We start from the raw sequence: 21,142 nt of genomic DNA, 5'->3' as shown, positions 1-21,142 counted from the left end.
GAAGCCGACAACCCGGGAACCGGTTTCCTGTCGCTTCACGCGCCCTCGTACCCGTGAGTCACTGATCAGACTGGTGGATCCCGCTACCCAAGGCAACGAGGGGACCCCCCAATGAACGGCTCGCGCATCGCCGCCGTCGGCCACTACCAGCCCGCCAAGGTGCTCACCAACGAGGATCTGGCGGGCCTGGTCGACACCAGTGACGAGTGGATCAGGAGCCGGGTGGGCATCCGCACGCGCCACATCGCCGGCCCCGACGAGCCCGTGGACGAGCTGGCGGCGCACGCCGCCGCCAAGGCGCTCGCGGCGGCCGGCCTCGCGCCGAGTGACATCGACCTGGTGCTGGTCGCGACCTCCACGGCCGTCGACCGCTCGCCGAACATGGCAGCCCGGGTCGCCGCCCGCCTCGGCATCCCGCAGCCGGCCGCGATGGACATCAACGTCGTCTGCGCCGGTTTCACCCATGCGCTGGCCACCGCCGACCACACGGTCCGGGCGGGCGCCGCGACCCGTGCCCTGGTCATCGGCGCCGACAAGATGTCCGAGGTGACCGACTGGAGCGACCGCACGACCTGCGTGCTCGTCGGCGACGGAGCGGGCGCCGCCGTGATCGAGGCCTGTCCCGACGGCGTGGAGCCCGGCATCTCTCCGGTGCTGTGGGGCTCGCTGCCCGAGATGGGGCACGCCGTGCGTATCGAGGGGCAGCCGGCACGGTTCGCACAGGAGGGACAGAGCGTCTACCGCTGGGCCACCACCCAGCTGCCGCCGCTGGCGCGACAGGCCTGCGAGCGGGCCGGCCTCACCCCCGCGGACCTCGCCGCCGTCGTCCTGCACCAGGCGAACCTGCGCATCATCGAACCCCTCGCGCAGAAGATCGGCGCCGTCAACGCGGTGGTCGCGCGTGACGTCACCGAATCGGGTAACACGTCGGCCGCCAGCATCCCGCTCGCCTTCTCCAAGCTCGTCGAGCAGGGCGCCGTCTCCACGGGGGACCCGGTACTGCTGTTCGGCTTCGGCGGCAACCTGTCGTACGCGGGACAGGTCGTGCGCTGCCCGTGAGCGGTGGTGGGGCGCGGTCGCGGGTGGATTCCCGCGGGTGGGGCCCGGCGTACTGTGACGCGATCGACTGTGCCCGGCTCTGGCTACTGTGCGCCGTAGACTGTAGACGAAAGACAATCGATACTCGGCTGTAGACAGTCGATCGGCTACTGACAGCCGAGTGCATCAATCGATATGTGGCTTTCCGGTTGCAGTTGCCCGGTGTTGCCCAGGAGGGGGACCGACCGATGTTGTCGACAGGACTGCCGCAGGGTGCGGTGCCCAAACTCGAACGCCCCGGCCCGCTGCGCGACCGCGTCTACGAGGCACTGCTCGAACTCATCACCACCCGCGCCCTGCAGCCCGGCCAGCATCTCGTCGAGAGCGAACTCGCCACGCACCTCGGCGTCTCGCGGCAGCCGGTGCGTGAGGCGCTTCAGCGGCTGAACACCGAGGGCTGGGTGGACCTCAGGCCCGCCCAGGGTGCCTTCGTGCATGAGCCGACGGAGGACGAGGCGGATCAACTCCTCACCGTGCGGACGTTGTTGGAGGCGGAGGCCGCACGGCTCGCCGCGGCGCGCGCGGACAAGGCCGGCATCGAGGCCCTGGACGAGATCCTGGCGCAGGGCATGCTGGCCGTGGCCAGCGACGACGTGGACACCGCGGTCGCCCTGAACGCCCGCTTCCACGCGAAGATCATCGACCTCGCGGGCAATGCGGTGCTCGCCGAACTGGCGGCCCAGGTGGACCGCCGGGTGCGCTGGTACTACACGCCGATCGCCCGGCAGCGCGGCCATCAGTCCTGGATCGAGCACCGCGACCTGATCGCGGCGATCGCCGCCCACGACGAGCAGTCGGCCACCCGGCTGATGCGTGAACACACCGAGCACACCCGGCGTTCGTATCACGACCGCCCCAAGTCCTGAACCCGCTCGGGACGGATACCTCGCCGGGTTTCGACCGGTTTCGGGTGCGCCGGTTCCACTCTTTGTCCTGCGAGTGGAGAAAGTTGACGGCAATCCGTGCACAGCTTCTTCCCAGGTTCGGCAGGCGCTGCTACGTTCCCTCCGAAAGCCCGACACTGGTGGCCGAACTGAGGCGGGGAGGGGCTCGTGAGACGTATGACGGCACGGCCCGCGAACGCCCATCAGGCCCGTCTGCTCAAGCTGTTGCGGGACGGCGGCCCCAACTCCCGTGCCCAACTGGGTGATCAGGTCGACCTGTCGCGTTCCAAGCTGGCCGTGGAGGTGGACCGGCTCCTGGAGACGGGGCTGGTGGTGGCCGACGGACTCGCCGCCTCGCGCGGCGGCCGCCGCTCCCACAACGTCCGGCTCAACCCCGGGCTGCGCTTCCTCGGCGTCGACATCGGCGCGACCTCGGTCGACGTCGCCGTCACCAACGCCGAACTGGAGACCCTCGGACACCTCAACCAGCCCCTCGACGTACGTGAGGGACCGGTCGCGGTCTTCGAGCAAGTCCTGTCCATGGCCGCGAAGTTGAGGGCGACGGGACTCGCCGAGGGCTTCGACGGCGCCGGCATCGGCGTACCCGGGCCGGTCCGTTTCCCCGAAGGCGTGCCGGTGGCACCGCCGATCATGCCCGGCTGGGACGGCTTCCCCGTGCGGGAGGCGCTCAGCCAGGAGCTGGGCTGCCCGGTGATGGTCGACAACGACGTGAATCTCATGGCGATGGGGGAGCAGCACGCGGGCGTCGCCCGCACCGTCGCCGACTTCCTCTGCGTCAAGATCGGCACCGGGATCGGCTGCGGCATCGTCGTCGGCGGTCATGTCTACCGCGGTACGACCGGCAGCGCCGGCGACATCGGGCACATCCAGGCCGTGCCCGACGGCCGGCCCTGCGCCTGCGGCAACCGGGGGTGCCTGGAGGCCTACTTCAGCGGAGCGGCCCTGGCCCGGGACGCGCTGGAGGCGGCCCAGCAGGGCCTCTCGGCGGAACTCGCGGCACGGCTGGCGGCGAACGGCGGCCTCACCGCCGTCGATGTCGCCGCTGCTGCGGCCGCGGGGGACGCCACCTCTCTGGAGATGATCCGCGAGGGCGGCAACCGTGTCGGCCAGGTCATCGCCGGACTCGTCTCGTTCTTCAACCCCGGCCTGGTGGTGATCGGCGGCGGGGTGACCGGCCTCGGCCACACCCTGCTCGCCGCGATCCGTACCCAGGTGTACCGCCAGTCGCTGCCCCTGGCGACCGGCAACCTCCCCATCGTTCTGGGGGAGTTGGGCCCCACCGCCGGTGTCATCGGCGCGGCCCGGCTGATCAGCGACCACCTCTTCTCACCCGCGTAGGCCGCTACCCGGGACGGCCTCACCAGCACAGCGTGTCGCCCCGCCCTGCCCCGCTCCACCTTGCCCCGCGCCACCCCGCCCCGCCCCGCACTGCCAAGCGCTGCCCTGCTCTGCCCTGAGAACAACGGCTTGTTCTGCCCTGACTCCGGCCCGCACGTCCGCCGAGGGGAACCCACATGGCAACAGAACCACCCCTGCTCAGCATGTCCGGCATCACCAAGTCCTTCCCCGGAGTACGGGCGTTGGACGGCGTCGATCTCGCCGTCCAGGCAGGTGAGGTGCACTGCCTGCTCGGCCAGAACGGCGCCGGCAAGTCCACCCTCATCAAGGTTCTGGCCGGCGCCCATCAGCCCGACGACGGCGTCATCCGCTGGCAGGGCGACCCCGTCACCCTGCGCTCACCGATCGCCGCCATGCGCCTCGGCATCGCCACCATCTACCAGGAACTCGACCTGGTGGAGCACCTGTCGGTGGCCGAGAACGTCCACCTGGGACATGAACCCACGACCGCCGGATTCGTCGTACGGGGCAAGGCGGCGCGGGCCTCGACGAGCGCCCTGCTGAGGCGACTCGGGCATGGCGAGATCGATCCCGCCCGGTCGGTGGGGGAGTTGTCGGCGGCGCAACAGCAGATCGTCTCCATGGCACGGGCGCTCTCCCACGATGTGCGGCTGATCGTGATGGACGAACCGTCCGCCGCGCTCGACCCCGACGAGGTCGACAACCTGTTCCGTATCGTCGGCGACCTCACCGCCGACGGAGTGGCGGTCGTCTACATCTCGCACCGGCTCGAGGAGATCCGTCGCATCGGCGACCGCGTGACCGTACTGAAGGACGGCCGCGCGGTGGCGGGCGGGCTCCCGGCGAAGACGACGCCGACCCGCGAGGTCGTCGCGTTGATGACGGGGCGCAACGTCGAGTACGTCTTCCCCGAACGGCCGTCGGGTGATGGGGTCGCCATGACGGACGGAGCCGGGGGAGTGGCCGGAGCCGGTGCCGGGCCGGCCGACGGAACGCCCGTGCTGGAGGTGCGAGGGCTGGCCCGGGACGGTGAGTTCGCCTCCCTCGACCTGACCGTGCGGCCCGGGGAGATCGTCGGGCTCGCCGGACTGGTCGGCTCAGGGCGGTCGGAGATCCTGGAGACGATCTACGGAGCGCGGAAGCCGAGCGCCGGTCAAGTCCTCGTCGACGGAACGCCGTTGCGCCCAGGGAGCGTGCGGGCGGCCGTACGGGCCGGGCTCGGACTGGCCCCGGAGGAACGCAAGGCACAGGCCCTGCTGATGCTGGAGTCCGTCACCCGCAATGTCTCCGTCTCGTCCATGTCCCGCTTCTCGCGCGGGGGTTGGATCGACCGGCGTGCCGAACGGGGGGCGGCGCGGGCCGCGACGCGTGAACTGTCGCTGCGCCCCGACAACCCGTCCGTCCCCGTGCGCACGCTGTCCGGCGGAAACCAGCAGAAGGCGGTCCTGGCCCGCTGGCTGCTGCGGGGCTGCCGGGTCCTGCTCCTGGACGAGCCGACACGCGGCGTCGACGTCGGCGCCCGGGCCGAACTGTATGCGGTCGTCCGTCGACTGGCCGACGAAGGCCTCGCCGTGCTGCTGGTCTCCAGTGAGGTGCCCGAGGTGCTCGGCCTCGCCGATCGCGTGCTGGTGCTCCGCGAGGGCCGCGTGGTCCACACGGCGCCCGCCAGTGAGCTGGACGAACACCGCGTACTCGATCTCGTCATGGAAGGAAGCCCGGCGTCATGACGCAGCCCGTCTCCCCACCGCGGGACAGCACCGAGAAGGTGTCGCAGATCCCGCTCCCCGCCTGGCGCACGGCAGTGGCCCGCGCCGATGTCCGCACCCTCTCCCTGCTCGGCGTGCTCGCCGCGCTCGTCGTGATCGGCGGCATCACCAAGCCCGACGAGTTCCTCGACACCCGCAACCTGCAACTCGTCCTCACCCAGGGGTCCGTGATCGGGGTCGTCACCGTCGGGATGACCTTCGTCATCACCTCCGGGGGCATCGATCTCTCGGTCGGCGCGATCGTCGCGCTGGCCTCGGTGTGGGCGACCACGGTCGCCACACAGGAATACGGTTTCGCGGGCATCCTCTTCACGGCGGTGATCGTCGGACTGGGCTGCGGCCTGGTCAACGGTCTGCTCATCGCGTACGGCGGGATGGTGCCGTTCATCGCGACGCTCGCCATGCTGGCCTCCGCCCGCGGACTGGCACTCCAGCTCACGGACGGCCGGACACAGATCGTGACCGTGGAGGGGGTCCTCGACCTCGGCGAACGCGACGCCTATGTGCTCGGTGTCCCGCCTCTCGTGATCGTCTTCGCGATCGTGACGGTCATCGGCTGGCTGGTGCTGAACCGCACCACGTTCGGTCGCCGCACGGTGGCCGTCGGCGGAAACGCGGAGGCCGCCCGTCTCGCCGGCATCGACGTACGCCGCCAGCGGCTGTACCTCTACCTGCTGTCCGGCCTGTGCTGCGGCATCGCGGCCTTCCTGCTGATCATCCTGTCCGGCTCGGGACAGAACACCAACGGCAACCTCTACGAACTCGACGCCATCGCGGCCGCGATCATCGGCGGCACGCTGCTCACCGGAGGGCGCGGCACCATCACCGGCTCCGTGCTCGGCGTACTGATCTTCACCACGATCACCAACATCTTCGCCCTGAACAACCTGCAGAGCGACGTCCAGCAGATCGCCAAGGGCGCGATCATCGTCGCCGCCGTGCTGGTCCAGCGCCGTACCGCGAGCACGACCTGAGGAAAGGGTTCACCGTCATGCCAGAGCCGACACCGTTCACGAACCGCTTCACCAGCCGCAGAGGAATGCTCTTCGGGGCCGCCGCAGTCTCGGCCGGAACCCTCCTCGTGGGTTGCACCAGCAACGATCCCAAGGACGAGGAACCGGCCGCGAACGACCAGCCGGCCGCCGACGACAAGCCCGGCAAGCAGGTGACCATCGGCTTCGCCGGACCGCAGGCAGACCACGGCTGGCTCAATGCCATCAACGACAACGCGGAGAGCCGCGCGAAGAAGTACTCCGACGTGACGCTGGAGATCACCGAGGGCTCGAACGACACCGCCCAGCAGATCGGCCAGATCGAGACCCTCATCAACAAGAAGGTCGACGTGCTGGTCGTGCTGCCCGCCGACGGCAAGGCCCTCACCCAGGTCGGCCTGAAGGCGATGCGTGCGGGCATCCCCGTCGTCAACCTGGACCGGATCTTCAACACGCCCCAGGCGTACCGGTGTTGGGTCGGCGGCGACAACTACGGGATGGGTCTCAACGCCGGGCACTACATCGGGGAGAAACTCAAGGGAAAGTCCGACGCCCGTGTGATCGAGCTGGCGGGCCTGGACAACCTGGAACTCACCAAACAGCGCACCCAGGGTTTCGACGACGCGCTGAAGAACTACCCCAACATCAAGAAGGTCGCCCGCCAGGCCGCCGAGTTCACGGTCGAGTCGGGGCAGGCCAAGATGGCCCAACTACTGCAGGCGCAGCCGAAGTTCGACGCGCTGTGGAACCACGACGACGACCAGGGTGTGGGCGCGCTGCGCGCCATCGAGCAGGCCGGACGTGACGACTTCCTGATGGTCGGCGGAGCGGGTGCTCTCGCGGCCTTCCAGGCCATCAAGCAGGACAACGGTGTCCTGAAGGCAACCGTCCTCTACCCGCCGACCATGGCCGCCTCCGCCATCGACCTCGCACGCGCGCTCGGCCAGGGCAAGGGGGTCGGAGGTCTCGCCGAGTACGAGATCCCCGCCTCGATCACCCTCTACTCGGCGGTCGTCGACAAGACCAACGTGGACCAGTACATGTCCACCGGCTTCAAGTAGGGCGTGCTCTGTCCGGGGGACGGTCGCCCGCCACCCGGTGCGGCAGCGGTGCACGGGCTGTCGGCTGCGGGATACGAAGTGCGGCATACGAAGTGCGGCATACGGCATACGGCATACGGGCGACGAGAGGTCGGTCGAGGGGGCCATGCGCCGGGGGCGCTGCCGAGCGGCCTGAACCGCAGGCGTGGTGCGGAAGCCGAAGCCACCGACTTCCCCCGGGGGTTCGCGCCGGCTCCGTACGGCGCCGGCGCAAGCGCCGCCGGCTCTCCCCGCCACGGACCACCGGGTCCGGGGACGGTGCACTGCCCGATGGGTCGCATCAACCGCATCAACCGCATCAACCGCATAGACCGCATCAACCGCATCGACCCCGTTCGCCCCGTCGGCCAGGGGCGGCCTGGCCCGACGAGCCTGCCGCGCCCGAGCGAGCCCCGTCCGCGCCGAGCCCGCCGACCGGGCGGCATCAGCCCCGTCCGGCGGCACCAGCTCCCCCTGGGCCTCCGCCGGACGGCCCGGGCCCGTGTGCCCGACGGCGTCCCACCCCCCACCGTGCCACGACGACAAGGAGGACAACCGTATGGAACAGCCGCAGCAGTCAGCAGGGCCGGAGGCGGGCAAGCAGCCGCTCCGTGTGGGGATGGTCGGCTACGCGTTCATGGGTGCCGCCCACTCCCAGGGCTGGCGCACCGCGGGCCGAGTCTTCGATCTTCCCCGCCGTCCGGTCCTCGCCGTGATCTGCGGCCGCGACCCCTCCGCCGTGCGGGCGGCGGCGGACCGGCACGGCTGGGCGGCTACCGAGACCGACTGGCGTGCTCTGATCGCCCGGGACGACGTGGACCTCGTCGACATCTGCACCCCCGGCGACTCCCACGCCGAGATCGCCGTGGCGGCGCTCGCCGCCGGCAAACACGTCCTGTGCGAGAAGCCCCTCGCGAACACCGTCGAGGAGGCCGAGACCATGGCCCGCGCGGCCGAAGCCGGACACGCCCGAGGCCAGTTGGCGATGGTCGGCTTCAACTACCGCCGAGTCCCGGCCACCGCCCTGGCCCGGCGGATGGTCGCCGAAGGCCGACTGGGCACGCTGCGCCATGTGCGCGTGACGTACCTTCAGGACTGGCTGGTGGACCGCGAGTTCCCGCTGACGTGGCGACTGCGCAGGGAACTGGCAGGCTCCGGCTCACTCGGCGACCTGGGCGCCCACATCGTCGACCTCGCACAGCATCTGGCGGGCGAGCGGCTCGCGGGCGTCTCCGCGATCACCGAGACCTTCGTACGGCAGCGGCCGTTGCCCGATGGTCCGACCAGCGGCCTGAGCGCGGCCTCCGCCGACGGCACCGGAACCGTCACCGTGGACGACGCCGCCCTGTTCACCGGTCGCTTCACCTCCGGCGCGCTCGCCTCCTTCGAGGCGACCCGGTTCGCCACCGGACGCAAGAACTCCCTGCGTCTCGAACTCAACGGTGAACGGGGCTCGTTGGCCTTCGATCTGGAGCGCCTCAACGAGCTCTGGTTCCACGACGCAAGCGAACCGAGCACACACGCCGGCTTCCGCCGCATCCTCGTCACCGAACCCGACCACCCCTACCTGAGCGCCTGGTGGCCGCCGGGCCACGGGCTGGGCTACGAGCACACCTTCGTCCACCAGGTCCGCGACCTCGTGCACGCCGTCTCCGAGGGCAGCCGTCCCGAACCGTCCTTCGCCGACGGGCTTCAGGTTCAGCGCGTCCTGGCGGCCGTCGAGGAGAGCGCCGAGAAGAACTCCGTCTACACCCCGATAGCGGACTGAGGACCAAGGAGGGCCTGGAGCATGCCGCGTACGTTCACACTCTTCACCGGCCAGTGGGCCGACCTGCCCCTGGAAGAGGTCTGCCGCCTGGCGCGTGACTTCGGTTACGAGGGGCTGGAACTCGCCTGCTGGGGCGACCACTTCGAGGTCGACAAAGCACTCGCGGATCCCGCGTACCTGGAGTCCCGCCATCAACTCCTCGACAAATACGGGCTGAAGTGCTGGGCCGTCTCCAACCATCTGGTGGGCCAGGCGGTCTGTGACGCCATCATCGACGAACGCCACCGGGCCATCCTGCCCGCCCGTATCTGGGGCGACGGCGAACCGGAGGGTGTCCGGCGGCGAGCCGCCGCCGAGATCGCCGACACCGCCAGGGCCGCGGCCGCCTTCGGCGTCGACACGGTGATCGGCTTCACCGGCTCCGCCATCTGGCATCTGGTCGCCATGTTCCCGCCCGCGCCCGAGTCGATGATCGACCGCGGCTACGAGGACTTCGCGGAGCGCTGGAACCCCATTCTCGACGTCTTCGACGCGCAGGGAGTGCGGTTCGCGCACGAGGTCCACCCCAGCGAGATCGCCTACGACTACTGGACGACCGTACGCGCGTTGGAGGCGGTCGACCGCCGACCGGCCTTCGGCCTCAACTTCGACCCGAGCCACTTCGTGTGGCAGGACCTCGACCCGGTCGGTTTCCTGTGGGACTTCCGCGACCGCATCTACCACGTGGACTGCAAGGAGGCCCGTAAGCGTCTTGACGGCCGCAACGGGCGCCTCGGCTCCCATCTGCCCTGGGGCGACCCGCGACGAGGCTGGGACTTCGTCTCCGCCGGCCACGGCGACGTCCCCTGGGAGGACGTCTTCCGCATGCTGCGTTCCATCGACTACCAGGGCCCCATCTCCGTGGAGTGGGAGGACGCCGGAATGGACCGGCTCCAGGGCGCCCCCGAGGCCCTCACACGCCTCCGGGCCTTCGACTTCGAGCCGCCTTCCGCGTCCTTCGACGCGGCGTTCGGCAACTGAGCCGGCCGAGCGAACCGAGGCAACCGAGGCAACCGAGGCAACTGAGCCAACCGAGTCCCCCACAGGCTCACCTGACTGTTCATCCGCCACCGGGATGACGGCGCATCCCGGCATACGCACCCGCCCGTACAACCAGCCCCACTCTGGAGGCATCCGTGCACGGGAACGACCCCACCACCGGCACCCGCAGAGCCGAGACCCGCAGACGACGTCCATCGCTGCGCAGAGCCGTCGCCCTCCTGAGCGGCGCCCTGCTGGCCGGCGCGTCGCTCACCCTCACCGCACCCCAGGCCGGCGCAGCCGTCGCCGACCCGGTGGTCGCGGCGGAGGAGGACTTCCAGCAGGTCACCCTCGCCAAGGGCGAGGCCGAGGTAGGCGAGCCCATGTCGCTCGCCGTGCTGCCGGACCGCTCCGTCCTGCACACCTCGCGCGACGGCGAACTCCGGCTCACCGACGCCGCCGGCAACACCCGACTGGCCGGCAAGCTCGACGTCTACTCCCACGACGAAGAGGGCCTCCAAGGCATCGGCGTCGACCCGGAGTTCGCGGCCAACCGTTTCATCTACCTCTACTACGCACCGCCGTTGAACACCCCGGCGGGCGATGCTCCCGAGACCGGAACGGCCGCCGACTTCGCCCCCTTCGACGGGGTGAACCGTCTTTCCCGCTTCGTGCTCGGGACGGACGGGACGCTCGACGTCTCGAGCGAGACGAAGATCCTCGACGTACCGGCCTCGCGAGGCCTGTGCTGCCACGTCGGCGGCGACATCGACTTCGACGCGGCAGGGAACCTCTACCTGTCCACCGGCGACGACAGCAACCCCTTCCAGTCGGACGGCTACACGCCGATCGACGCGCGCGACAACCGCAACCCCGCGTTCGACGCCCGCCGTTCCTCCGGCAACACCAACGACCTGCGCGGCAAGATCCTGCGCATCAAGGTGAACGCCGACGGCTCCTACGCCATCCCGGACGGCAACCTGTTCGCGCCCGGTACGGACCGGACGCGTCCCGAGATCTACGCGATGGGTTTCCGTAACCCGTTCCGCTTCAGCGTCGACAAGGCCACCGGCATTCTCTACGTCGGTGACTACGGCCCCGATGCCGGCGCGGCCGACCCGGCCCGCGGGCCGGCCGGTCAGGTCGAGTTCGCACGTGTCACCGGCCCCGGGAACTTCGGGTGGCCGTTCTGCACGGGCGACAATGATCCGTATATCGCATACGATTTCGCGACGGGTGTATCCGGTGCGCCGTTCGACTGTGCCGCCCCGAAGAACACCTCGCCGCACAACACCGGCCTCACCGACCTGCCGCCGGCCCAGCCCGCCTGGATTCCGTACAACGGCCCGTCGGTACCCGAGTTCGGCGACGGTTCCGAGTCCCCGATGGGCGGCCCCGTCTACCACTACGACGCCTCGCTCGACTCGCCGGTGAAGTTCCCGCAGGCCTACGACGGGAGCTTTTTCGCCGGAGAGTTCGGCCGGCGCTGGATCAAGCGCGTCGTCAGCGACGCGAACGGCGCCGTGCAGTCGATCAACGCCGTGCCGTGGACCGGCACCCAGGTGATGGACATGGCCTTCGGGCCCGACGGCGCACTGTACGTCCTCGACTACGGCACCGCCTGGTTCGGCGGCGACGAGCACTCGGGCCTGTACCGCATCGAGAACGCCACCGACGGCCACTCCCCGGTCGCCCAGGCCGCAGCCGACCGCACGTCGGGACAGGCCCCGCTGCGGGTACGTTTCTCCTCCGCCGGAACGACCGACCAGGACGGGGACGCGCTCACCTACCACTGGGACTTCGGTGACGGCGGCACCTCGGCGGCGGCCGACCCCACGCACCGGTACAGGAAGAACGGCACGTACACCGCGACCCTGACCGCCGAGGACGGCTCCGGCCGTACCGGCAGCGCGAGCGTGCAGATCGTGGTGGGGAACACGGCTCCGAAGGTGGTGCTGGAGACGCCGAAGGACGGCCAGTTGTTCAGCTTCGGTGACGCGATCCCGTTCAAGGTGAAGGTCACCGACCCGGAGGACGGCAAGGCAATCGACTGCTCCAAGGTCGAGGTCACCTTCGTCCTCGGCCACGACAGCCACGGTCACCCGGTAACGTCGGCAAACGGTTGCACAGGCACCCTGCAGACCAGCGCGGACGGCGGCCACGACGAGGACGCCAACATCTTCGGAGTCCTGGACGCCGAGTACACCGACGGCGGAGGCGGCGGCCAGGCCCCGCTCACCTCGCACGACCAGAACGTCCTTCAGCCCCGCCACCGCCAGGCCGAGCATTTCGGTGACTCGGCCGGTGTCACGGTCATCACCAAGGACGTGGCGCACGGCGGCAGGACGGTCGGCGACATCGACAACGGTGACTGGATCTCCTTCACGCCGTACGTCCTCGGCAACGCCGAGAAGGTCACGGCACGTGTCTCCTCGGGTGGCGCGGGCGGAACGCTGGAGATCCGCGCCGACTCGCCGACCGGCACCCTGCTCGGCAAGGCCACCGTCCCGGTGACCGGCGGCTGGGAGACCTTCCAGGACGTCAGCGCCGACCTGTCGCGCACGCCGCGCGGCACCACCACGCTCCACCTCGTCTTCAAGGGCGGCTCCGGCGCTCTCTTCGACGTGGACGACTTCACCTTCACGACCGGCTGAGAGGAGGGCACGTGATGTATGCAACCCGCCGACTGGCCACCGTCGCCGCAGGCGTGGCGCTGCTCCTCGGCAGTGTCTCGGGCCCGGCTGCCTCGCACTCCGGGGACAGCGGGAGCAAGGACACGGGGAAGGGAAACAGCGGGAAACGGGTACTGGTCTTCTCCAAGACGGCCGGCTTCCGGCACGACTCGATCCCGGACGGCGTCGCCGCGGTGCGAGAGCTCGGCGTGACGGGCGGCTTCGGAGTCGACGCCACCGAGGACGCCGGTGCCTTCACGCCGGGGAACCTGGCGCGCTATGAGGCCGTCGTGTTCCTGTCGACGACCGGGGACGTCCTGGATGCCGCACAGCAGGCCGCCTTCGAGGGCTACATCCGGCACGGCGGCGGTTACGTCGGAGTGCACGCGGCGGCCGACACCGAGTACGACTGGGAGTTCTACGGCGGCCTCGCCGGCGCCTGGTTCCAGTCGCATCCGGCGATCCAGCCGGCGACGGTCGATGTCGAGGACCGCGCCCACCCGGCGACCTCGGGGCTCGCCCGCACCTGGAACCGCACGGACGAGTGGTACAACTACCGCTCCAACCCGCGCGAGCGGGCGCACGTCCTGGCCTCGCTCGACGAGCAGTCGTACACGGGCGGCACCATGAACGGCGACCATCCGATCGCCTGGTGTCAGAACTACCAGGGCGGCCGCGCCTTCTACACCGGGGGCGGCCATACGAAGGAGTCCTACGCGGATCCTGCATTCCGTAGACACCTCCTGGGTGGGATTCTGTATGCAGTCTCCGATGTGCAGGCCGACTGCCGACCGGAGAACGGATACCGTCCACTCTTCGACGGCACATCCCTGGACGGCTGGCAGCAGGCCGGGCCCGGCTCCTTCACCCTCTCCGACGACGGCACACTGACCTCGTCGGGTGGGATGGGGCTGCTCTGGTACGCCGGTCGCAGCTTCGGGGCGTACTCCTTGAAGCTCGACTGGAGGACCACGGCCGCCGGCCCGAGCGACCCCGGTGACGACAACTCCGGTGTGTTCGTGGGCTTCCCGCCGTCGGACGACCCCTGGTCCGCCGTGAACAACGGCTACGAGATCCAGATAGACGCCACCGACGTCCCCGAGAAGACCACCGGATCGGTCTACGGCTTCCGGTCCGCCGACCTGAAGAAGCGGGACCGCGCGCTGAACCCGCCTGGGGAGTGGAACACGTACGAGATCCGGGTGGAGGGCGAACGCCTGCGCGTCTGGCTCAACGGCGTGAAGATCAACGACTTCACCAACACCGACCCGGCGCGGAGTCTGCGCGACGGACACCTCGGCCTCCAGAACCACGGAGCCGACGATCAGGTGTCCTTCCGCGACGTCCGGATCAGGGAACTGCCCGGCCAGGGCCACTGAACGGCGGCGGGCGGGGGACGCCGTACCCCCGCCCGCCGTCACCACCCCGGCCTCGCGCGGCGCCGAACTCGGGTCTGTTGCTTGCCTGTTCGCCCGCCACTCCACCTCCTTTCTTCCTTCTTCTTCCTTCTTCTCCCTACCTCTCCTCTCCCTTCCTCCCTCCTCGCACCTCGGGGTTCGCGCACGACAAGGAGGCTGCCCATGTCCGCGTCCCTTTCCCGTCCCCCGCGCGTCGGCGTCTGGCTGATCGGGGCCCGCGGTTCCGTGGCCACCACCGTGGTCGCCGGATGCGCCGCCGTCACGGCCGGCCTGCACCCGCCGACGGGCCTGGTCACCGAGACGCCCGCCTTCGCCGACTGCGGCCTGCCCGCCCTGTCCTCCCTCGTCTTCGGCGGACACGACACGACCGACTGCCCGCTGCCCAAACGCGCCGAGCAACTCGCCGCCGGGGGAGTCCTTCCGGCGGGCCTCCCCGCGGCGGTCGAAGCCGAACTCGGCGCGGCGGACGCAGAGATCAGACCCGGGGGCCCCGGTGCGGGAGACACCCGAGGCGACGAGCGGCTGATCGGCGAGTTCGCCGCCGACATCAGCGACTTCGTACGGCGGCGCGGTCTCGCACGTGCGGTGGTGGTGAACGTCGCCTCGACCGAACCTGCGGCCACCGGTTCCGAGCTGCCGCCGAGCTCCCTCTACGCGGCCGCGGCACTGCGAGCCGGGTGCCCGTACGTGAACTTCACCCCGTCCACGGGACTGCACCACCCCGCGCTGGCACCCCTGGCGGAGTCGAGCGGGTTGCCGTACGCAGGCCGTGACGGCAAGACCGGGCAGACGTTGCTGCGTTCCGTCCTGGGGCCGATGTTCGCCCAGCGGGCCCTGGCCGTCCGGGCCTGGTCCGGCACCAACCTCCTGGGCGGCGGTGACGGAGCCGCCCTGGCCGACCCGGCCGCCGCCGAGGCGAAGAACGCGGGCAAGGAACGCGTCCTCGCCGACACCCTCGGGACCACTCCCGAGGGGCGGGTCCACATCGACGACGTCCCGGTACTGGGGGACTGGAAGACCGCCTGGGACCACGTCGCCTTCGACGGCTTCCTGGGCACCCGCATGATCCTCCAGACCATCTGGCAGGGCTGCGACTCGGCGCTCGCGGCACCGCTCGTCCTCGACCTGGCCCGCCTCGCCGCCCGGGCCCACGAGACCGGCCTGTCCGGCCCGCTCGGCGAACTCGCCTTCTTCTTCAAGGACCCCGTGGGCGAAGCGCCGTCGGCGCTGGCGGAGCAGCACGCGCAACTGGAGCGGTTCGCCGGACGGTTGAGGGGCGGCGCGGGAGCGGGCGACGGGAGTGCCGAGACCGGCGAAGGCCGCCCGCCCCGGGCGCGGCGCGATCACATGACGAGGTCGGGCGAGGAGGCGGGATGAGCGGGGGCGACGCGGTGCGCGGAGTCCCGGGGCGAACGGTCGCGGCGGCCGCCGTGCCGGAGGGAGGGATGGCCGCGGAGGTCGGTGCGTCGGGCGGTTGCGTGGCTTTTGAGGCCGACATGTCGGGCGGGAGAGCGGCTGCGGAGGCCGGCTCTTCGGGCGGGTGGGTGGCCGGAACGCCGGAAGGGTGGGTGGCTGCCGAGGCCGGTGGGTCGGACGGGTCGGAGGGGTCGGCCGATGCGGTGGCCCGGGTCTCGGAGCGGGACCGCGCCGCTCGCGTGCGGGCCTGGGCCGAGTTGCTGCGGCTGCCGGCACTGTTCACGGTCCCCGGCGACGCGCTGGCGGGTGCCGCCGCGCTCACCCGGCGCCCCGACCACCGGACCCTGCTCGCCATCGGCTCCTCCTGCTGTCTGTACGAGGCCGGCATGGTTCTCAACGACTGGGCTGACCGCGCGGAGGACGCCGCCGACCGCCCCCACCGTCCCCTCCCCTCCGGCCGTGTGAGCCCCGCCGCCGCCCTCACCGCGGCCTGCGCCCTCACCGCCGCCGGACTCGCCCTTGCCGCCCGGGCGGGACGACCGGCCCTGACGGTCGCGGTTCCGCTCGCGGCCACCGTCTGGTCCTACGACCTGGCCCTGAAGCACACGCACGCAGGTCCGTTCGCCATGGCCGCAGCCCGTGGCCTGGACCTCCTCCTCGGTGCCGCGGCCACCGGGGGACGCGCACGCCCGGCCGTCCGCTCCGCTGCACTCCTGGCCACGCACACGCTCGCGGTCACGACCCTGTCCCGCCAGGAGACCCGTGAGGGCACGCCGGCGGCAGCCCTGGCCGCCCTGGCCACGACAGGTGCCCTGACCTGGCTGCTGCAGCGTCGGCCGACGCCCGGCCCGCCGCCGAGCCGACGGTCACCCGACGGGCGGGTGCACGGTCATCGCGGAAGGCCGGAGCCAGGATCCGCACACCGCTGGCCCGCGCCGCCGACCGCAGGGCTCGCCGCCACCTACGCCGCCACCACGGCCCGCTCCTACCTGTACGCCTCCCTCAATCCGTCCCCTCCTCTCACCCAGCGAGCCGTCGGCGCCGGCATCCGCGGCACGATTCCCCTCCAGGCCGCTCTCATCGCCCGTTCGGGAGCCACCACTGCCACCGCCACCGCACTGCTCACGGCCGCTCTGGCACCGGTCGCCCGCAGACTCGCGAGGCGGGTGAGCATCACGTGAACCCCGGACCCGCGAGCCACGAGAGCGGCCCCGACGAGATGGCACCGGACATACCGGACACGAGCGGCCCCGACGAGACGGCACCGGACACACCGGACACGAGCGGCCCGCACCCGCCCTCACCGCGGCCTCCGGCATCGCTGCCTTCACCCCCGCTCTCGCCCCCGCTCTCGCCCACGACCTCTCTGCCGACTCCGCTCCCGCTCCGCTTCGGCTACGGCACGAACGGCCTCGCCGATCTCCGCCTCGACGACGCCCTCGCCCTGCTCGCCGACCTCGGCTACGACGGCGTCGGACTGACGCTCGACCATATGCACCTCGACCCGTTCGCCCCGGACCTCGCCGTCCGGATCCGACACCTCGCGCACCGACTGGACGCCGTCGGACTGGACGTCACCATCGAGACCGGCGCCCGCTATGTCCTGGACGCGCGTCGCAAGCACGGCCCCTCCCTCCTGGACCCGGAGCCGGACGAGCGCGCCCGCCGCGTCGACCTGCTGCTCCGCGCCGTGCGGATCGCCGGTGACCTCGGCGCGCACGCCGTCCACTGCTTCAGTGGAACCCTCCCGCCAGGCACGGCGGCGGAGAGCGCATGGCAGCGCCTCCCCGAGACCCTCGCCCCCGTCCTGGACGCCGCCGCGTCCGCCGGCATCCCCCTCGCCATCGAACCCGAACCCGGTCACCTCCTCGCGACACTGGCCGACTTCCACCGGCTCCGCCGGGCCCTGGACGACCCGGCGTCGCTCGGTCTCACCCTCGACATAGGCCACTGCCAGTGTCTCGAGCCACTCCCACCCGCCGACTGCGTACGCGCGGCGGCCCCATGGCTGCGCCACGTACAGATCGAGGACATGCGCCGCGATGTCCACGAACACCTTCCCTTCGGGGAGGGCGAGATCGACTTCCCGCCCGTCCTGGCCGCTCTCGCCGACACCGGATACCGCGGGCTGACGGTGGTCGAACTGCCGCGCCACTCCCACGCCGGACCGCACCATGCCGAAACCTCCCTCCCGTTCCTCCGCCACGCGGCGGCATCCGCTCAAGGCAGGGTCACCCAACCCGCCGCCGATCCGAAGTCACCCTGCTCCCCGGCCCCGGCCGCCCGCACCGGCGCCCGCACCGACGTCCGCAAGGCCGCCGCCCCCACCGCCGTCCCCGCCGCCGTCCCGGCCGACGGACTTGCCGTGGGTCCTCCCGACCGGCGGCGGTCACCCGCCGGCACACCACTCCCGGGCAGCCCGTCCCGGGCAGCGAACCTGCCCGTCGTGCCACCTGGCGAGCCCTCCGCCACCCCGGAAGGGAGTACTCCATGACCCGCCCCGACCCCGCCCCGGCGATCCCGGAAGCGGAACGCGCGGGCACCACCGTGGCCCGCACGCCCCTCGACGCCCTGCACCGCCACCTCGACACCCATCTCGAGGCGACCGCCCGCGTCTGGTTCCGCCGGGCCCTCGACGAGGCCGCCGCCCACCCGGGCACCCATGGCCCCATCTCGGTGTGGGAGTTACGCCTCGCCGAGGCAGGGCGCCGTTGCGGCGCTCGTCACGCCGACGCCGCCCGCGTCCTCATCCTCCGCGCGGCCCGCGCCGCCCCGGAGTCCCTGGCCCGCGTGTACTCCCAGGGCACCGCGGAGGAACGTCGCGCGGTCCTGCACGCGCTGCCCCACCTCGTGTCCGGGCCCGACGCCCTCCCGCTCGTCGAGGATGCCCTGCGCACCCATGACACCCGGCTCGTCGCGGCCGCCGTCGGCCCCTACGCCGCCAGTCACCTCGGCGCCCACGCCTGGCGCCACGCCGTCCTGAAGTGTCTCTTCGCCGGAGTGCCCGTCGACGAGGTGGCGGGCCTCGAACAGCGCGCCCGCGCCGACGCCGAACTCGCCCGCATGCTCGGCGACTACGCCACCGAACGCACCGCCGCGGGCCGTCCCGTACCCCGCGATCTGCACCGCGTCCTGGCTCTGACCCGTCCGACCGGTCCGACCCGTCCGACCGACCTGAGCCACCCGACGGCTCTGACCGATCCGACGGCTCTGACCGGCCCGACGGTTCCGACCGGCCCGAACGCTCCCACCTCGACCGGCTCGGGCGCGCCCGCCCCGGACCTCCACCGCACGGACCCCCCAGGCGCGGGCAGTCCCCACCGCCCGGCCCACCCCCACGGCAAGGAGTCCTGATGCGCATCTTCGACCCCCACATCCACATGACCTCGCGCACCACCGACGACTACGAGGCGATGCACGCGGCCGACGTCCGCGCGGTCGTCGAACCGGCCTTCTGGCTGGGACAGCCCCGCACCTCGACCGCTTCCTTCCTCGACTACTTCGACTCCCTGCTCGGCTGGGAACCGTTCCGGGCCGCGCAGTACGGCATCGCCCATCACTGCGCGCTCGCCCTCAACCCCAAGGAGGCCAACGACCCGCGCTGCGCCGCCGTCCTGGAGGAGCTGCCGCGCTATCTCGTCAAGGACCACGTCGTAGCCGTCGGCGAGATCGGCTACGACTCGATGACTCCCGCCGAGGACAGGGCCCTGGCCGCCCAGCTCCAGCTGGCCGCCGATCACGCGTTGCCGGCCCTCGTGCACACCCCGCACCGAGACAAGCTCGCCGGACTGCGCCGCACCCTCGATGCCGTCCGTGAATCCGCGCTGCCGCCGGACCGCGTCCTGCTCGACCACCTCAACGAGACCACCGTGAAGGAGGCGAAGGACGCCGACTGCTGGCTGGGCTTCTCCGTGTATCCCGACACCAAGATGGACGAGACCCGCATGATCGGGATCCTCCGCCTGTACGGGCCGGAGAAGGTCCTCGTGAACAGCGCCGCGGACTGGGGCAGGAGCGACCCGCTCAAGACCCGAAGGGTCGCCGACCTCATGCTCGCGTCGGGCTTCACCGAGGACGACGTCGATCTCGTCCTGTGGCGCAACCCCGTCGCCTTCTACGGGCTCAGCGGCCGTCTCGCGCTCGAGGTGACCGCCCCCGAACCCACCCACGAGGGCAATTCCATCCTGCGTGGCGGGGAGTGAACGATGCGTTTCCGGCACCCCGACGGCACCACCGTCCACCTCGCCTACTGCACCAACGTCCACCCCGCCGAGACCCTCGACGGAGTCCTCGCACAACTCCGCGACCACTGCGAACCCGTCCGGCGCCGCCTCGGCCGCGACCGGCTCGGTGTCGGGCTGTGGCTCGCCGGGGATGCCGCCCGGGCCCTCGACACCGACCCCTCGGCCCTGCGCGGCCTGCGCACCGCACTCGACCGGCGGGGCCTCGAGGTCGTCACCCTCAATGGCTTCCCGTACGAGGGTTTCGGCGCCGAGGAGGTCAAGTACCGGGTGTACAAGCCTGATTGGGCGGACGCTGAACGCCTGGAGCACACCACCGCACTGGCCCGTGTCCTCGCCGGGCTTCTCCCCGACGATGTCACCGAGGGCACCATCTCCACCCTGCCGCTCGGCTGGCGCACCGCCTGGAACGCGGCCCGCGCCGCGACGGCCCACTCCGCCCTGCGCACTCTCGCCGAACGCCTGGACGCGCTGGAGGAGCTGACCGGCCGCTCCGTACGGGTCGGTCTGGAGCCGGAACCCGGCTGCACCGTCGAGACGACCACCGACGCCCTCGCCCCGCTCGCGGCCGTCGGCCACCCCCGTATCGGTGTCTGCGTCGACACCTGCCATCTCGCCACCTCCTTCGAAGACCCGCACACCGCACTGGACGCGCTCGCCGAGGCCGGCGTCCCCGTCGTCAAATCCCAGCTGTCAGCCGCCCTGCACGCCGAACGCCCCTGTCGCCCCGCGGTCCGCGAAGCCCTCGCCGCGTTCGACGAACCCCGCTTCCTGCACCAGACCCGCACCCTCACCGGCACCGGCCTGCGCGGAACCGACGACCTCGGCGAGGCACTCGGCGGCGCCGCGCTGCCCGACACCGGACCCTGGCGCGCCCACTTCCACGTCCCGCTGCACGCGGCCCCCGCCGCGCCTCTCACCTCCACGCTCCCCGTACTCAAGGCCGCGCTGGCCCGCCTGGTCGGCGGTCCGCACCCGCTGACCCATCATCTGGAGGTCGAGACCTACACCTGGCAGGCCCTCCCACCCGAACTGCGGCCCCGGGCAAGAGCCCAGCTCGCCGACGGCATCGCCGCCGAGCTCGCCCTGGCACGCGATCTCTTGACCGACCTCGGCCTCAAGGAGCTCCCATGAGCAGCCCGGCATCCGGCGGCACGGGGCCCCGGGACCGGCCCGGTCGCCCCACCCCTGCCCCCAGGACGCCCGTACCCCTCCTCGTGCTCGACGTCGTCGGTCTCACCCCCCGTCTGCTCGATCACATGCCCCACCTCAAGACCCTCGCCCGGGCGGGCTCCCTCGCACCGCTCGGAACCGTGCTGCCGGCTGTCACCTGTGCCGCGCAGTCCACGTTCCTCACCGGCACGCTTCCGGCGGAGCACGGCATCGTCGGCAACGGCTGGTACTTCCG

Annotated in this window: 17 protein-coding genes; all 17 read left to right on the top strand. The window is 71.4% G+C overall.

The features are described from left to right. The first annotated feature begins 111 nt into the window (after positions 1-111). Positions 112-1,059 (top strand): beta-ketoacyl-ACP synthase III, encoded by a 948-nt coding sequence (locus tag ASD48_RS16720; RefSeq protein ID WP_020125644.1) that lies wholly within the window; start codon positions 112-114, stop codon positions 1,057-1,059. A 227-nt stretch (positions 1,060-1,286) separates the two neighbouring features. Continuing rightward, complete coding sequence (locus ASD48_RS16715) at positions 1,287-1,964, top strand: GntR family transcriptional regulator (protein WP_057602450.1); 678 nt, start codon at positions 1,287-1,289, stop codon at positions 1,962-1,964. Positions 1,965-2,159: 195 nt separating this feature from the next. Continuing rightward, on the top strand, positions 2,160-3,341 hold the full coding sequence (locus ASD48_RS16710) for an ROK family transcriptional regulator (RefSeq protein ID WP_020125646.1): 1,182 nt from the start codon (positions 2,160-2,162) through the stop codon (positions 3,339-3,341). 176 nt (positions 3,342-3,517) lie between these two features. Continuing rightward, a complete protein-coding gene (locus ASD48_RS16705; RefSeq protein ID WP_057602449.1) occupies positions 3,518-5,089 on the top strand; it encodes a sugar ABC transporter ATP-binding protein in 1,572 nt (523 codons plus the stop codon). Next, positions 5,086-6,102, top strand: a complete 1,017-nt coding sequence (locus ASD48_RS16700; RefSeq protein ID WP_057602448.1) for an ABC transporter permease — start codon at positions 5,086-5,088, stop codon at positions 6,100-6,102. Before ASD48_RS16705 ends, ASD48_RS16700 begins: the two co-directional genes overlap by 4 nt. 17 nt (positions 6,103-6,119) lie before the next feature. Beyond that, the gene (locus ASD48_RS16695; RefSeq protein WP_057602447.1) at positions 6,120-7,181 is read left to right on the top strand and encodes a substrate-binding domain-containing protein; all 1,062 of its coding nucleotides are present in this window, start codon (positions 6,120-6,122) and stop codon (positions 7,179-7,181) included. Positions 7,182-7,758: 577 nt separating this feature from the next. Further along, positions 7,759-8,967, top strand: a complete 1,209-nt coding sequence (locus ASD48_RS16690) for a Gfo/Idh/MocA family oxidoreductase (RefSeq protein WP_057602446.1) — start codon at positions 7,759-7,761, stop codon at positions 8,965-8,967. A 21-nt stretch (positions 8,968-8,988) separates the two neighbouring features. Then, entirely contained in the window at positions 8,989-9,987 is a 999-nt protein-coding gene (locus ASD48_RS16685) for a sugar phosphate isomerase/epimerase family protein (RefSeq protein WP_057602445.1), read from the top strand. A gap of 155 nt (positions 9,988-10,142) precedes the next feature. Further along, positions 10,143-12,641, top strand: a complete 2,499-nt coding sequence (locus tag ASD48_RS16680; protein ID WP_057602444.1) for a carbohydrate-binding protein — start codon at positions 10,143-10,145, stop codon at positions 12,639-12,641. A 14-nt stretch (positions 12,642-12,655) separates the two neighbouring features. After that, positions 12,656-14,038 (top strand): ThuA domain-containing protein, encoded by a 1,383-nt coding sequence (locus ASD48_RS16675; protein ID WP_057602443.1) that lies wholly within the window; start codon positions 12,656-12,658, stop codon positions 14,036-14,038. 201 nt (positions 14,039-14,239) lie between these two features. Then, on the top strand, positions 14,240-15,454 hold the full coding sequence (locus tag ASD48_RS16670) for an inositol-3-phosphate synthase (RefSeq protein ID WP_057602442.1): 1,215 nt from the start codon (positions 14,240-14,242) through the stop codon (positions 15,452-15,454). A gap of 119 nt (positions 15,455-15,573) precedes the next feature. After that, a complete protein-coding gene (locus tag ASD48_RS16665) occupies positions 15,574-16,674 on the top strand; it encodes an SCO3242 family prenyltransferase (protein WP_079073808.1) in 1,101 nt (366 codons plus the stop codon). Between the two features lie 185 nt (positions 16,675-16,859). Further along, positions 16,860-17,987, top strand: coding sequence for a sugar phosphate isomerase/epimerase family protein (locus tag ASD48_RS16660; protein WP_057602526.1), 1,128 nt, complete (start codon positions 16,860-16,862; stop codon positions 17,985-17,987). After that, a complete protein-coding gene (locus ASD48_RS16655) occupies positions 17,984-18,847 on the top strand; it encodes an EboA domain-containing protein (protein WP_057602441.1) in 864 nt (287 codons plus the stop codon). The genes ASD48_RS16660 and ASD48_RS16655 overlap by 4 nt, the downstream gene beginning before the upstream one ends. After that, positions 18,847-19,695 carry a TatD family hydrolase gene (locus ASD48_RS16650; protein WP_057602440.1) on the top strand — a complete coding sequence of 283 codons (849 nt, stop codon included), beginning with the start codon at positions 18,847-18,849 and terminating at the stop codon, positions 19,693-19,695. Before ASD48_RS16655 ends, ASD48_RS16650 begins: the two co-directional genes overlap by 1 nt. Positions 19,696-19,698: 3 nt before the next feature. Beyond that, positions 19,699-20,868: a metabolite traffic protein EboE gene (gene eboE / locus ASD48_RS16645; protein ID WP_057602439.1), complete on the top strand. Its 1,170-nt coding sequence runs from the start codon at positions 19,699-19,701 to the stop codon at positions 20,866-20,868. Then, positions 20,865-21,142, top strand: a 278-nt coding sequence (locus ASD48_RS16640) for an alkaline phosphatase family protein (protein WP_199875830.1), incomplete at its 3' end; no start/stop codon positions are given. The genes eboE and ASD48_RS16640, both read left to right, overlap by 4 nt.

Source organism: Streptomyces sp. Root1310, assembly GCF_001426425.1.
GTDB lineage: Bacteria > Actinomycetota > Actinomycetes > Streptomycetales > Streptomycetaceae > Streptomyces.
This window is presented reverse-complemented; position numbering and strand designations above follow the sequence as displayed.

Bases quoted from the DNA above. Each gene is read 5' to 3' on its own strand.
- ASD48_RS16720 (WP_020125644.1), top strand. From the start codon at position 112: ATGAACGGCTCGCGCATCGCCGCCGTCGGCCACTACCAGCCCGCCAAG.
- ASD48_RS16715 (WP_057602450.1), top strand. From the start codon at position 1,287: ATGTTGTCGACAGGACTGCCGCAGGGTGCGGTGCCCAAACTCGAACGC.
- ASD48_RS16710 (WP_020125646.1), top strand. From the start codon at position 2,160: ATGACGGCACGGCCCGCGAACGCCCATCAGGCCCGTCTGCTCAAGCTG.
- ASD48_RS16705 (WP_057602449.1), top strand. From the start codon at position 3,518: ATGGCAACAGAACCACCCCTGCTCAGCATGTCCGGCATCACCAAGTCC.
- ASD48_RS16700 (WP_057602448.1), top strand. From the start codon at position 5,086: ATGACGCAGCCCGTCTCCCCACCGCGGGACAGCACCGAGAAGGTGTCG.
- ASD48_RS16695 (WP_057602447.1), top strand. From the start codon at position 6,120: ATGCCAGAGCCGACACCGTTCACGAACCGCTTCACCAGCCGCAGAGGA.
- ASD48_RS16690 (WP_057602446.1), top strand. From the start codon at position 7,759: ATGGAACAGCCGCAGCAGTCAGCAGGGCCGGAGGCGGGCAAGCAGCCG.
- ASD48_RS16685 (WP_057602445.1), top strand. From the start codon at position 8,989: ATGCCGCGTACGTTCACACTCTTCACCGGCCAGTGGGCCGACCTGCCC.
- ASD48_RS16675 (WP_057602443.1), top strand. From the start codon at position 12,656: ATGTATGCAACCCGCCGACTGGCCACCGTCGCCGCAGGCGTGGCGCTG.
- ASD48_RS16670 (WP_057602442.1), top strand. From the start codon at position 14,240: ATGTCCGCGTCCCTTTCCCGTCCCCCGCGCGTCGGCGTCTGGCTGATC.
- ASD48_RS16665 (WP_079073808.1), top strand. From the start codon at position 15,574: ATGTCGGGCGGGAGAGCGGCTGCGGAGGCCGGCTCTTCGGGCGGGTGG.
- ASD48_RS16655 (WP_057602441.1), top strand. From the start codon at position 17,984: ATGACCCGCCCCGACCCCGCCCCGGCGATCCCGGAAGCGGAACGCGCG.
- ASD48_RS16650 (WP_057602440.1), top strand. From the start codon at position 18,847: ATGCGCATCTTCGACCCCCACATCCACATGACCTCGCGCACCACCGAC.
- eboE (WP_057602439.1), top strand. From the start codon at position 19,699: ATGCGTTTCCGGCACCCCGACGGCACCACCGTCCACCTCGCCTACTGC.